10 protein-coding genes are annotated in these 14,058 nt (G+C 34.1%); 5 read left to right on the top strand and 5 right to left on the bottom strand.

Going from position 1 to position 14,058, the window contains the following annotated elements; genetic code table 11:
• Positions 1 to 276 precede the first annotated feature (276 nt).
• Positions 277 to 684 carry a hypothetical protein gene (locus NH26_RS01400; RefSeq protein WP_139262786.1) on the top strand — a complete coding sequence of 136 codons (408 nt, stop codon included), beginning with the start codon at positions 277 to 279 and terminating at the stop codon, positions 682 to 684.
• A 236-nt stretch (positions 685 to 920) separates the two neighbouring features.
• Here the strand turns inward: NH26_RS01400 and NH26_RS01395 are convergent, their stop codons facing one another.
• Together NH26_RS01395 and NH26_RS01390 are read right to left on the bottom strand one after the other, a co-directional pair.
• On the bottom strand, positions 921 to 2,594 hold the full coding sequence (locus NH26_RS01395; protein ID WP_052432172.1) for a T9SS type A sorting domain-containing protein: 1,674 nt from the start codon (positions 2,592 to 2,594) through the stop codon (positions 921 to 923).
• Between the two features lie 400 nt (positions 2,595 to 2,994).
• Positions 2,995 to 4,665 (bottom strand): T9SS type A sorting domain-containing protein, encoded by a 1,671-nt coding sequence (locus NH26_RS01390; protein ID WP_052432173.1) that lies wholly within the window; start codon positions 4,663 to 4,665, stop codon positions 2,995 to 2,997.
• Between the two features lie 311 nt (positions 4,666 to 4,976).
• On the opposite strand from NH26_RS01390, the gene NH26_RS01385 reads away from it, so the two are divergent.
• Positions 4,977 to 5,594 (top strand): sulfatase-like hydrolase/transferase, encoded by a 618-nt coding sequence (locus NH26_RS01385; protein WP_084812029.1) that lies wholly within the window; start codon positions 4,977 to 4,979, stop codon positions 5,592 to 5,594.
• 7 nt (positions 5,595 to 5,601) lie between these two features.
• Complete coding sequence (locus NH26_RS01380) at positions 5,602 to 5,943, top strand: hypothetical protein (protein ID WP_044226487.1); 342 nt, start codon at positions 5,602 to 5,604, stop codon at positions 5,941 to 5,943.
• Positions 5,944 to 6,056: 113 nt separating this feature from the next.
• On the opposite strand, the gene NH26_RS01375 is transcribed toward NH26_RS01380, so the two are convergent.
• The 3 genes from NH26_RS01375 to NH26_RS01365 all read right to left on the bottom strand — a co-directional run bounded on the left by NH26_RS01375 (position 6,057) and on the right by NH26_RS01365 (position 11,486).
• On the bottom strand, positions 6,057 to 7,166 hold the full coding sequence (locus NH26_RS01375) for a phospholipase D-like domain-containing protein (protein WP_044226489.1): 1,110 nt from the start codon (positions 7,164 to 7,166) through the stop codon (positions 6,057 to 6,059).
• A gap of 75 nt (positions 7,167 to 7,241) precedes the next feature.
• Complete coding sequence (locus NH26_RS01370; RefSeq protein ID WP_044226492.1) at positions 7,242 to 8,609, bottom strand: hypothetical protein; 1,368 nt, start codon at positions 8,607 to 8,609, stop codon at positions 7,242 to 7,244.
• Positions 8,610 to 8,702: 93 nt separating this feature from the next.
• Entirely contained in the window at positions 8,703 to 11,486 is a 2,784-nt protein-coding gene (locus NH26_RS01365; RefSeq protein WP_044226494.1) for a TonB-dependent receptor, read from the bottom strand.
• A gap of 259 nt (positions 11,487 to 11,745) precedes the next feature.
• On the opposite strand from NH26_RS01365, the gene NH26_RS01360 reads away from it, so the two are divergent.
• Together NH26_RS01360 and tnpA are read left to right on the top strand one after the other, a co-directional pair.
• On the top strand, positions 11,746 to 12,540 hold the full coding sequence (locus NH26_RS01360; RefSeq protein WP_044226495.1) for a hypothetical protein: 795 nt from the start codon (positions 11,746 to 11,748) through the stop codon (positions 12,538 to 12,540).
• Between the two features lie 741 nt (positions 12,541 to 13,281).
• Positions 13,282 to 13,704 carry an IS200/IS605 family transposase gene (tnpA, locus tag NH26_RS01355; protein WP_052432174.1) on the top strand — a complete coding sequence of 141 codons (423 nt, stop codon included), beginning with the start codon at positions 13,282 to 13,284 and terminating at the stop codon, positions 13,702 to 13,704.
• Positions 13,705 to 14,058 lie beyond the last annotated feature (354 nt).

Below are 14,058 nucleotides of genomic sequence, written 5' to 3'. Positions count from 1 at the left end.
GCTTGTGTATTTAAAATCTAAAGAAACTTATCGCTTACAAATACTTTGATTTTGTAAAACAGAAGACAAAAAAGTATTCTATAAAATCACACTTTCCTCCTCAATTGGCTCATTATCATTGTTTTTTATACTATTTACTATGATAAATAGAAGAATAGAAGACAAAATCAGAATTTACACAAATGCTTGAATTCCAATATATTTCTTAATAACTTATAAGAGAATCAATGATCTACAATGTAGATGCGTTGATAGAGGTGAACCAAAACAATGATTATGAAATTACTTCAACTATTTTTCTTGTTATTATGTATTGGATTAGGAACAAGTACCCAAGCACAAACTCGTTTTAAAATAACCGAGATGGATGCCTACCCACGCTTAACTGATATTGAAAAAGCTCATTTTGCTGGTTTAGAAATTGATGCGGTAGTGCATAAAGATAATATTGAATTAAGTTTTGTAACAGGTCAGAACGATAAAACACCTTATATCAATACTTATACTTATAGAGAGAAAATCAATAGAGAAAAGATATATACAGAAAACAATCATGATGGACATGTTATGGTGATGATCACCTATAAAAAAGGTCTATTTGATAGAGATCAAATTACAATGCGACAATTTAATCCCAATGGGGAAGTCATTGGATCGTTTGTTTTCGAGGAAGAAAGAAATTAGACAATTAATTCACTACAACAATTAACTCGCCTTTATGTTAAGGGTGAGTTTTTTTTATTTCTTTTTGAACACCTCAGCATCGTTTGTATATCAAATACTACTTTAAAAATGAAATACCATAAACATAGAGTTCCTTACGGGATGCTACATTTATGGTATTTATTATATTATTCAAATCCGACTTTACAAACTACTTCTCTGATGCTCCACAATGAAGGGGAAATCATTTTTATGAATTATTGAATCAGTAGCTTGGAATTAGCTACTTCTACTCCGTTTTGTACTTTAATTAAATACATACCACTCGATAAGCCTAGGTCTAATGGCATTATCATACTCGATTGATCTATTTGATTGATCTCAATAGTTTTTATCAGCTTACCGTACTTTGTATAAACACCAACTTGCAATTCAGCTGAAAGAGAAATCCCTTTAATATATAATTGTACATCGTCTTGAGTATCTGATGGATTAGGAAAAACATTCACTTCCAATGCTCCTTCTTCTTCGGCAGAGATACTTATAGGTCCAAATGTTTCTGTATCGCCGTTATAATCCACTTGTACTAATTTATAGAGCTGTTGATTATTTACGTCTTCATCTACAAAAGAATAATCAATTCGGTAATTGCTATTGCCCCCTTGTGCGGCTACCTCACCTATCTTATTCCAACTTCTTTTATCCAAAGATTTATATATTTCAAACCTATCGTTGTTTACTTCTGTAGCTGTTGCCCATTTTAAGTTCACAGTGTTATCAACATTTTTCACACCCGTAAAATAAATTAACTCTACAGGTAAATCTCCATCAGAAGTAAAAATATTGATTTCTTCTACAGATACCGACTTCATTCTACCAGAAGAAGCGACGTATTCAATTTCTGGTGCATCATCAACAAAAGAAACAATAATCTTTCTTGAGGTATTGAAATAATCGGTGATTTCTCTTTTTACATCACTAGGAAAATCATCTTTATCATTCCCTTCATGGTGTAATAAGACATTATCATTTACCATAGAATTCTTTACAGACCATTTGATTTTTTTAATGATATCTTCTAGGGTATTCAAACTAGTAATTGGCAATTTATAGAATTCAGAAGAAGAAGATAATTCTCCATCAACAAATCCTTCACCTCTAATTTTTATGTACTGATTGTACCAGCCTGAAGCCGTTACTACCTTAATCTCTGGGAAAGGGTTGTTTGTCAGCTCATCATTTGATTGATCCTCAGAGTTAATATGATCTATATTCCATAAATCAATATTGTAATTATGCTCATCTACATCTAAGCCGTCAATTGTCGAAAACGGATTCGAACCCTTGTTTCTCTCTAATAATGCAAATTCTTCATCAGAAATACGACTCCTATCGTGGGGTGCTTCATAACTTTCTTCTATGAAAATGTTCTCGGCATTCTCTAGATCAATATAATCTAGATTAGCAGTACCTCCTATATACAAAAGTCCATTTCCTTTAATATCTATGTCACCATATCCTCCATTAGTAAAACGATCTGAATTCAATAAATTCCCTGTAATAATCATATTACCTTGTAAGGTAATGTCGGTATGTGAACCCACATCAAGATTACCATCGATAATTAGCATAGAGCCTTCTTCTATGACCAACTCAACGGCACTCTTTCCTGGTTTAGCCGTAGGTCCATCTCCTCTTGTAAATAAAGTGTGAGTTCCTTGCAGATCAATGGTAAAAGTAGAATTGTTTTTCACCTCCAAATTGTAACTATTACCAACTCCAGTATAAGTAATATCGGTGGTAGCAGCATTTGTAGTGGTGGTAGTTGTAATTACTTTGTGGCTAGTAAAGTCAACATCTTTACTAAAATCTTGTCCAAATGAAGCAACATTTAGACAACATAAAATTGTAATGAAATATAGTGGTTTCATTTATGAAGTGAATTAGGTTTATAAGTAGTTTGTCTACATTTTAATTAGTATGGCAAAATTAATTTTATTTTATTATAAGTGACTCATAAATAATGAACAAACATTTGTCAATTAAGATATATTAAGACTTTATTGACCAATAATCTAAAGAATTATCGATGGTTATTTCGATTACCGAAACTCCATTTTTCAGAACAATCTTTTTGGGGTCTACACATTGTTATAAGACTGTCGTTTTTGTGATTAAAAAAACGTCTTTTAATCCCTCTTTATTTATTATTATTCATAACACTAAAGAGAATTTAAAAGACGTTTTATCCGAAATACTCCAACTCATTTTTCTTACCTATAAAGGCATTACTTTAATTTGATGTATTTCTATTAAAATGAATACAAGTGATTACTTAATAAGTAATTTCGTTGTTACTACTTGAGACCCATTAATTACTTTTATAAAGTACATTCCGCTTGCTAATTTGAACCTTAATGGTGTGATTATAGAATTTTGCTCAAGTTCATTAATATCAAATTGCTGTATCAATTTACCGTACTTTGTATAAATACCTACCTGTACATTAGCAGTAAGCGATATTCCTTTAATGTATAGCTGTCCTTCTTCTTGATATTCTAAAGGGTTAGGAAAAACACTCACTAACAAGTCTCCTTCTTCTTCTGCAGAAATACGAATTGGACCAAATGTTTCCGTGTCTCCATTATAATCTACTTGTACTAATTTATAGTATTGTTGGCTATTTACATCTTCATCTACAAAAGAGTAATCAATTCTATAATTGCTATTCCCACCTTGGGCGGCTACCTCTCCTATTTTTGACCAATTCTTTTTATCCAACGATTTGTGTATTTCAAATCTATCGTTATTTACTTCTGTGGCTGTTGCCCATTTTAAGTCCACAATGTTATCAGCCTTTTTCACACCCGTAAAATAAATTAACTCTACAGGTAAATCTCCATCGGAAGTATTAATATTAATTTCTTCTACAGTTACCGCCATCATTTTACCAGAAGAAGCGATGTATTCAATTTCCGGAGCAGCATCAACAAAAGAAATAATAATCTTTCTAGAATCAGCAAAGTAATCGGTGATTTCTGTTTTTATTTCATTAGAAAAATCATTTTTTTCATCTCCATCATGGTGCAATAGAACATTATCATTTACTACAGTATTCTTTACAGACCATTTGATATTTTGTAGGATATCTTCCAAGTCATCCAAACTAGTAATGGGAGAATTAAAGTATAACGAAGTAGAAGATAATTCTCCATCGTCGAATCCTTCACCTCTAATTTTTATGTACTGATTGTACCAGCCTGAAGCTGTAACTACCTTAATATCTGGGAAAGGAGTGTTTGTCAATTCATCGTTTATTTGATCATCAGGAATTATCTGATCTGCTGCCCATAAATCAATATCGTAATTATGCTCATCTACATCTAACCCGTCAATTGTAGAAAATGGATTCGAACCCAAGTTTCTATCTAATAATGCACGTTCGGCATCATCAATTCGGGTAAGATCGTTAGGTGTTTCATAACTTTCTTCTATAAAAATGTTCTTTGCATTCGCTGGATCAACAAAGTCTAGATTAGCAGAACCTCCAATGTACAAAAGTCCATCACCTTTAATATCTATATCACCAAATCCACCATTATTTAAACGATCAGAATTCAATAAATCTCCGGTAATAATCATATTCCCTTGCAAGGTGATATCGGTATGTGTTCCAATATCGAGGTTACCATCAATAATTAGCATAGAACCTTCTCTTATTACTAACTCAACTGCATTCACCCCTGGATTGGTGTCTCCTGTACCTCTAGTTGACAAAGTATAAGTACTTTGAAGGTCTATAGTAAATGTAGAATTATCTTTTACCTCTAAATCATAACTTGCTCCACTTCCTAAATAAGTGATGTCTGAAGTAGCTGCATTTGTTGTTTGTGTGGTGTTGATTATTTTGTCCTCTGTAAAAGTCACGTCTTTACTATAATCTTGAGCAAAAGAAATAGAGGTCACACACCATAACAAAGCTATGGGTATAATTTTTTTCATAGGTAGAAATTAAAAATAGTAGTTAATAATCATACGTCGAATATATTAACAAATGTAAATATATTAATTATAAATTACACTATAACAATGTGAATATGGGTTCATTTTTTGTGTCTTTGGATAAAAATCTATGTAATTTGGATGATTTTATCTTATCATAGATCAATGAATTTCAATTTTCATCGCCGTATTATTGTAGAGTAGCTTATCAAGAGTTACAAAAAAAACTATTTCTTATAAAAATTAAAGTGTGATGAAAAAGATATTATTAATACTGCTTAGTAGTCTGCTATTATTTAGTTGTACTCACAATAAAAAATATACAACCAAATGTTTTACTCATTATCGGTGATGATATCGCCTTTGGGGATTTAGGCATTTATGGATCAGAAATAGAAACACCTAATTTTAATTGGTTAGCTCAGGCAGGGGTTCGTTTTACCAATTTCCATGCATCTCCGGTATGTTCGGTGACTCGATCTATGTTAATGACAGGGTGTAATAATATTGAAGTTGGTTTAGGCTCTTTTGATTATTCTTTCTACCCAGCATCAAAAGGTAAGCCTGGCTACGAAGGATATTTAAATGATAATGCCGTTACAATGTCTGAATTATTTAATGATGCAGGCTATGAGGTTTTAAAATCTGGTAAGTGGCACCTTGGAGGTGAAGCTGCTGGTGGGAAAAAGCCTATAGAATGGGGTTTTACAAAAGAGTTTGGGATTCTTATGGGGGGCTCTAACCATTGGAACGACGAGCGTATGACCCCAATCTTCTCTGATGAAGGTTTTATACATAAAAAATACAAAGAACATTGGACCTTAAATGGAGAACATTATGACCGCCCTGAAGGTGTTTATTCTGGAGAATTGTATAACTATCTTAGATTATGCAGGAATTCATCATCCTGGTACAACCTACAAAAATAGGAAGATAGTGGAGCCTTCTGGCATAAGTGCTCGTCCTTTCTTAGAAGGTAAAAGAGATTACGTTAGAACAGATATGGACTGGTATGCTTTTGAGCTATTCGGTAATGCCTATGTCATGAAAGGTAATTATAAGTTGATGAAAGTAAGACCGGGTATGTTTGGAGATGGTCTATGGCATCTATATGATGTAGTGAACGACCCTTCTGAAAGTACTCCTCTTGAAGACAAAATGCCAAGTTTATTTTCTGATATGCTTTTCATCTATAAAAATTATGCAAATGAGCATAATATTATTGAGGTAGATGATGAATGGAGTGCCTTTAAAGGGGCTACTGCAGAGGCCAAATAATAGAACATCTCTCTTCCTCCCACCTGCATTTTTCAATGTAGCATGGAGGAAGAGAGATGTATTTTTTTCATCAAAAGCTTTACTTCCTTAGTTTTTGACTGAATGAAAAGTAATTATTCACTCATCACACCATCAAGCCATTCCTTGTAAGCCTCTAGCACTTTCACATCAGTCACTTTCAACATCACCTCATTATTAAACCTCAATGATCTAGCTCGAAGATTATGTGCTCCGGTCCAAACGGCACTTTTGGCTCCATCTTCTATATAAATGGTTTTATTATGCAAACTTGGTGAAGATATCCACTGTAAAGTGAAATTTACATACGTCTCTCTCCATTCTATCAAACGGTTTTCCCAAGCTATATCAAGGTTATCTGTTCTTGATGGAGGAGCAATAATTGTAAGGGTTGTACCTTGATCTAATAACCTTTTTAAAGTAGTGACAAGTTGTGGCCTATCATCTTCCCATTTAGAATTCATGATGACCACTTTTGCAGAGGAAGAGGTTTCATCAAATACATCCATAAGTATATCATCTCCTGATTGCTTCGGAAGGAAACCTACTTTATAATCGGCTGTTTCCGACCAAGTGAATTTCCAGTTTTGTAGGGTCTGCTCTTCCTCTACCTCAATCATTTGATTAAAATTATAAAGAAAAGACTGATACAAGGCTTCATTCGATAAAATGACCATATCTTGATATTTCGAATTATCGCCTGCGGTAAAATTATAACTGGTAGATAGAACTACATTTCTTCTTAAAGAATCGGATGTACTGATAGCAGAACTTAATACATATTTATTATGATTGATGGCTTTACTATCCAAATAATTATTGTATCTCACAAATGTAGTAATGGAGTCTTGAAATACTTTTGCTGTATAATTATTCACTTCATCACTATCCAAAATCATATGAACGTTTACCCCTCTTCTCTGAGCATTTAGGATATTCTCCCTCAATGTACCTTGAGAAAATTTAAAGATATTGATATATAAATCCTCTCCCGAAGGGGTAGCATCAATTATTTTCTGAATCGGCTCGATAAATACTGTGTTACTTGTTCTTAAATCTGCTGCTGATGGAAGTACAGTGATGGGAAATTCCTCATCAAAAACAGGACCTTCAGGAAGGTAGACAATTTCGTCGTTAGAAGTCTCGCATGAATAAACAAGGAGAGAAAATAACAAGAAAAGAAAAGGTATTTTGATGGTTTTCATGATTAGGATTTTATTTATAAAAAAAGACCACCCTTTGATAGAAGTGGTCCTTTTTAATCATTTCAAATAATTGCTTTATTTCGTTCCGAATGCACCGATGTAATCTGATGATCTTGGAACACTGTAGGTTTTTCCTGCTACAGTAATTGAACCGTACATTGGTGATACGTTTACAGTTCCTGAAGTCAATGCCTCTGAGTTCGATTTAAGGTGGAAATCATAATTGTTCCACTCCTCAAATTTTCTTCCTTCGTTAGGTGTAGGAAACTCATCGCCAGGTGTTGATTCAGTAATCGTAAATGCCGTTTGTACATTATAGTTTTCGAACATTGGATCTCCTCCAGCAATAGAGTTTTCTGAAATTGCTTTTAAGTAACCATTGCTAGGTGCAAATTCTGAAGTCATTCTATCATGATTACCGTAATAATATTGGTAGTCTACTGTAGTGTTCTCCATATCGACATTCGTACCTTCTTCATCACCCACAATACGAACACCATAACGACAATTGACAATCATATTATTTACGACTTTACCTCTAGCGCTTTCTTCGATGTTTACAGAACCACCACGACCTGATTTGTTTCTTCTCCATCCACCAGAAACAATTGTGTTATTGTAAGCGTTGATGTTCGACTGAACATCTACCCCATTTTTATTTGACCATTTAGGACCATTTGTAGCAATGTGATAGAATAAGTTGTAAGCTACATCGCCAGTAGTTCCTTTTTTGATGTTCAAAGCTTCACCACCTGTAGACCCTATATAAGCAAATACATTGTTATAGAATGAAATCTGACCACCTTCAGGACGGAATGCATCGTCTGACATATAAGCAATAATTGAGTTATGTACTACCACTTTAGTATTAGGGTTTTCAGAATAGAAACCATACGAAGGTTCTCCTACTTCTAATTTTACTAATCCTTCTTGAATAGAAATATGATCGTCTGTAAGAACAGCATTACCAAATTCTACTACGGCATGATCAAGTACAAAAGATTCTGCAGATGCAGTACAGATAAAACCACCCCAAGCGGCCAAATTTAAAATAGCATCTTCAGTTCTGTCAGCTTCAGGAACAGTTACATAAATTGGTGCTTCCTCTGTTCCCAATGCATGAAATGAACCTTTAATATAAAACTCTGGTGCTGCATTTTTATTGGCAAGAATTTTCACACCTGGCTCAATAGTTAAAGTCACGCCTTCTTCGATCACAACGTGTCCACCCCAGTTTACTGTAATTCCTTCTTCCCAAGTTTCATCTTCTGAAATCACGTAAGTGGAAGTAATATTGATATCTTCTGCTGGTTCTTCCTCGTCTGGATTTTCGATATCGTCATTATCTAAAATTTCATCGTTATCGTTTGTACATGAAGACACAAAGAAGAGTGTTGAAAGGATGATAGTTCCTTTCACCAAGAAATTGTTTAAGTTTTTCATTTTTTTGATTAATTAAGTTTTGCTCTAAACCTATATCAGTTGATTTGTTAAGATCTTGATCTAGAAAAATATGAAAGAAAAGTTATAATAGTTTTACAATTTATATTTCAGTCCAATCTGGAAATTACGTCCGTAACGATCGTCACGTACCACCAAATTATCGCCTACATTACCTTGAGCAGGATATTTAGATTGATTTTCTGTGGATGCTTCTTCAATAAATAAGATTCTATGTGTATCTAGAATATTTCTTGCTTTAACAAAGATCGTCAGACCCATATCGAAATGTTTTTCGACTGAAAAATCCATCTGCCACATTGCTTTTTGCCAATAGTCTTTTTCGTAATAGACCATCAATTGCTCTATTCTTTTACCGGTAAAAACATTGGCTAATTGGATATCAAATCCATTTTTCTGATCCTTATAAAGTAACGATACATTACCTATATGTTTAGCTTGACCTTGTAATGGTCTCGTTTGATCTACTTGAAGAGGTACAATATCAGAAGAACTATCCTCAGGGTCTTCTCTTTGATACATAATCTTAGAAGTAGTGATACTCGAATGTGTATAGGTATAGTTGGCCTTTACTCCGAAGTTTCTAAAATATTTGGTAGCATCCACTTCTAAACCATAATTAATAGCAGATCCGTAATTCCCAGGTTGTACAAAAGTATTTCCTCTGTCATCTACCATAATACCATTTTCGATAGGATCCATGATGTTTTTATAGAATGCACCAATAAACAGGTTATCTCTAACTCCTGCGAATACTTCATATCGTAAATCAAAGTTATCTGTAATCGTTCTTTCCAAATCTGGATTACCTCTTTCTGTAAATTCACTATCAGAAATTTCTGCACCGATTTCATATGGAATAATCTCAAAGAAGCCAGGTCGAATAACAGATCTAAAGTAAGATGCTCTTAGATTTGACTTTTCATTTATCATATAACGAAAATGTAACGACGGTAAGTAATCCACATAAGTTTGATTGGCAGAGGGCTCTTCACCATAACGTGGGTTTCTCAGTTCATATCCCTGATCTGTATGTTCCACTCTTACTCCACCGACCAATTCAGTACGTTTACTAGGAGTCAGTTTATATTCACCATAATAGGCTAATATTTTTTCATGAGCATCATAATTCAAAGGGTTAGTTTGTCCCCCTTTCGGGTTAGTTAATGTCCAAGTCACTTCATCATATCGCCAATCTTCATCCACTTTTGTCTCGTCGTTCTGTGGCTTAAAGTTATACCTGATATATGAATTTGTTCTTGCTTTATCTCTATACAAGCCACCTAATTTCAAGGCTCCAAAACGCTGAAGATCAAATGTGTTATTTAAATAAGCGGTATAATCTCTATCGTCATTTTCTTCCCATTGTCTGTACTGTCCGCCAAAATCTTCTACCCTTACTTGTTTTGGTACTCCATTTACATAAGAGGCATTTCTAGTAAATACCATTTGGTCAGGACGTTTTCTGGATGCAATAGAATACACAGCAGACCAATCTAAATTCCAAAAGGGTAATAAATCATGTTTACCCTGTAGGGTGGAATTATAGATTTGCTGCTCTGTGGTTCTTATTCGGGTTATTAAAGATGCTGTACCGCTATTTGTTTCAGGATTATACTCTCCATCCCATAATCTAAATCTTTCTGTTTCTCTCACCTGATCCTCTCTTTCAAAGATCAAAGCATTGTATAAACTGATACTGTTTTTGGGGTTAAAGAAATAATCAATTTTATTATGGACACCGCCCCTTGTCATTTCTGATGAATATTGTCTATGCTGATAGGTATTCAAAGACATCACATTATTAACTATATCTGCAAAGCCTATGTTATAAAAATGAGTATCCGAACCTCTATGTAATTTCTGTAAATTCCCTGCCACTACTACTCCTAATTTCCCATCAAAAAAGCGATTACTTATTGAAGTGCCAATATTAAAATCAATAGGATTAGTTTTCTTAGAGATTACTAAATTATCAGTGGTGAAATCACGAAAAGAGGCCTCATATCCAGGCACTGCTCTATGATGTGGTGCAACTCTATTGGTTTGTGATTGATCATAGGTAAGAAAATCTTGTCCGCTTCCTTCCATAAATAAAGTAGACATACCTGTAGAAGCGTTGATCTTGAAGCTGAAGTCATCATTGGCATTTTTCATGATCAAATTCATTGCTCCTCCAACTGCATCTCCTTCCATACTAGGGGTTAATGCTTTGGTTACCTCTATTCTATCCAATAACTCAGAAGGAAACATATCTAGAGGTACAAATCTATTTTTATTATCTGGAGACGGAATCTTCACTCCGTTCACCAAAGTATAACTGTACCTTTTCGGCATCCCTCTAACAATAGCATAACTACCTACCCCTGCATTACTCTGTTCTAATGATACACCAGAGATCCTTTGCATTACATCTGCAACATTTAGATCTGGTGATAATTCTATTGTATTAGCAGAAACTACATTCAATACCATTGCAGCGTGTTGTTCTGTAGCACGTGCACTTGCATCGGTATCTAATTCTCTTGCTGCCATCACAACAACTTCATCTAATTCTTTATGATTGGGTAATAACGTAAAATGAACGATAGTTTCTTTATTAATGGAAACTTCCTTTGTCTGTGTAAGGAAACCGATAAATGAAGCTTTCAGTGTAACTGTTGCTCCATTTTCAACTCCCTTAATACCATATGATCCATTTAGTCCTACAATAGCTCCATTAGTTGTTCCTTCTATGACTACAGAAGCACCTATTAATGCTTCACCATTTTCATCGATAATTGTTCCTTTTATCGATTGTGCTGATACTAGGATATAAGAAAAAAAGAGTACTATACTTAGTAGTAAAGTCTTATACATTTGCTTGTCTTTAATTAATTTCGGGAGCAAATATGTAAGACTCATTAATTTTATCAGCTACATTTTATATTATCAAATTTTTAATATTGATGAACTACTAATGAACAAACACTTCTTCTTTTTAACTACATATTAAGGTGATTTTACTCGTTCATTTTTAATCAATACAAACTACCAATTCATTCACAATAACAACGTACATTTGTCATATATCATTTACAAATTGTCATTAGAATAGCTCACTTTTTAATATAATAACATGAAAACTATTACATTCTTTCTATTTCTCGCTATTCCTTTATCCTTAATAGGTCAAGGAAAAATTGATAGCATAAAAAAAAGCACAAAGAGCAAAAGTGAACAAAAAAGCTACTACACTTCTTCATCAGATAATAATAACTCCAATAATTATTCTGTCCTTGGTGATGTACTTCTTACTGTAATTAATATGGTTCCTTCAGAAAGTGAACTAACACAAATGCATGGAGCACCTATGCGACTACAGAAATATCCCTACTATTCTAAAGGGGCTGGAAAAACTTCTAGAAATATGGAAGGCCGCACTTATTTCACTAGTGAATTTGAAGCAAATTACATTTGGGAGTCCAATAATTTACAAGGAGGTAATATTAAGGCGAGGTTAAATTTCTCTCCAAAGTTTAGTGCGTCTGTAAAAGGTAACTTTTATAAAGAACAAATTGAGAATTATTCTCCAGATTATTTAGGTACTCTACATGCCAATGCTTCTTATCACCTATTTGCCTATACTGGTTTTGATGGCTGGGCAGGTGTAGGTTATTCTCATCTCTTTGTTGCAGATGATTTTTCGGGTTGGAACATTAATCTTGGTACTGAAATCTACCTTTTCAAACCTATCAGCCTATACACAGAATGGTATTTTTCTTTCTTAGATGATGATGTATCTATGGTTGAAGGTACTGTGGCGATGAAACTATATATCAATAGATTTTACTTTCAGGGAGGATACAATGAGCTAAAAGTAAATGATATTAGGTTAAGTGGCCCTATGTTGGGGATTGGTTTGGTGTTGTAAACTGTGAAGGTGGTGGAACTTGTTAAGTATGACTTTTGGGGAGCGTGTAAAAGAAGGAGTGTGCGAGGGGAAAGCCTGGAAAAGGAGGAGCATGCGAGGAAGTAAAAACTTGTAGCGTGCGAGGGGATGAAACCCCTCGATGTAGACAGCTTTGCTATTGGATTCTTTTGTTTTTTTTGAGTTTTGTATTATGGAAAACTCATACTTATATATATGTTGAGAGGAGGTAAACTTGTGAAAGTAAGACCTGCCGGGATAAACGAGGGGATAAATCCCCTCGGTGGGGACAGCTTTGCTATTGGATGCTTTTGTTTTTTTTGAGTTTTGTATTAAGGAAAACTCATACTTATATATATGTTGAGAGGAGGTAAACTTGTGAAAGTAAGACCTGCCGGGATAAACGAGGGGATAAATCCCCTCGGTGGGGACAGCTTTGCTATTGGATGCTTTTGTTTTTTTTGAGTTTTGTATTAAGGAAAACTCATACTTATATATATGTTGAGAGGAGGTAAACTTGTAAAAGTAAGACCTGCCGGGATAAACGAGGGGATAAATCCCCTCGGTGGGGACAGCTTTGCAAATGGATTCTTTCGTTTTTTTGAGTTATAGATTAAAGATACTCATGTTTATATGTATGATGTTTCACATCATTTTATGAATAATGATTGATATCTATTATTCTTATTATAAATTCTTTGTGTAACTTCAATATACTGAACGATTCATTACTAAATTCTAACTATGACAAAGTCAAACAATAACCTATGGGTTCATGTGGTATGGAACACCAAATATTCTAGAGAGTACTTCAATCAATCACTATGGAAAAATTATCTGAATAAACTCTTCTTTGAGATATCAGATGAATACAAGATTCAATTATATGTTGTAAACGGTTACACTAACCATGTACACGCATTAATAAGATTAAGAGGAACTCAAAATATTGCTGCTATAGTTAAATATCTAAAAGGAAAATCAAGTAAAATGATTAATGAAGAATTAGGTATAAACCATTTCAATTGGCAAAATGGCTATTATTCTTGTTCCGTTAGTCCAGATCGAGTAAAAAAAGTCGAAAATTACATTCTGAATCAATGGACAAAACATAGCAACCAAAAACTAAAGGATGAGCTCAAATACTTCGCATTCGAAGATTTCTAATATCAAACAAAATTGTCCACAACAAGGACTTCATCCCTCGAACAAAAAACAATGAAAAGGTGATGTCCCCAACGAGGGGTTTCAACCCCTCATACAAAAAACACAACCAAAACAAAAAACAATCAAAAGGCAACGTCCCCAACGAGGGGTTTCAACCCCTCATACAAAAACCACAACCAAAACAAAAAAACAATCAAAAGGCAACGTCCACAACGAGGGGTTTCAACCCCTCGTACAAAGGACTCCACCCCTCAAACAAAAAAAGAGGGGCAAAACCCCTCTTTAAAAACCTTCGAACTCACTAACTTAATCCACAACTTTACCGCAAGTCCGTCGGTATCAATTGCAGATTAG

This window comes from Flammeovirga pacifica (assembly GCF_000807855.2).
In the GTDB taxonomy this organism is placed as follows: Bacteria; Bacteroidota; Bacteroidia; order Cytophagales; family Flammeovirgaceae; genus Flammeovirga; species Flammeovirga pacifica.
Note: the sequence above shows the minus strand (reverse complement) of the source record. Positions and strands in the feature narration are given on the sequence as shown.

Coding starts and splice junctions, on each gene's coding strand:
- NH26_RS01365 (WP_044226494.1), bottom strand. CDS start 11,486: ATGTATAAGACTTTACTACTAAGTATAGTACTCTTTTTTTCTTATATC.
- tnpA (WP_052432174.1), top strand. CDS start 13,282: ATGACAAAGTCAAACAATAACCTATGGGTTCATGTGGTATGGAACACC.
- NH26_RS01395 (WP_052432172.1), bottom strand. CDS start 2,594: ATGAAACCACTATATTTCATTACAATTTTATGTTGTCTAAATGTTGCT.
- NH26_RS01375 (WP_044226489.1), bottom strand. CDS start 7,166: ATGAAAACCATCAAAATACCTTTTCTTTTCTTGTTATTTTCTCTCCTT.
- NH26_RS01390 (WP_052432173.1), bottom strand. CDS start 4,665: ATGAAAAAAATTATACCCATAGCTTTGTTATGGTGTGTGACCTCTATT.
- NH26_RS01360 (WP_044226495.1), top strand. CDS start 11,746: ATGAAAACTATTACATTCTTTCTATTTCTCGCTATTCCTTTATCCTTA.
- NH26_RS01370 (WP_044226492.1), bottom strand. CDS start 8,609: ATGAAAAACTTAAACAATTTCTTGGTGAAAGGAACTATCATCCTTTCA.
- NH26_RS01400 (WP_139262786.1), top strand. CDS start 277: ATGAAATTACTTCAACTATTTTTCTTGTTATTATGTATTGGATTAGGA.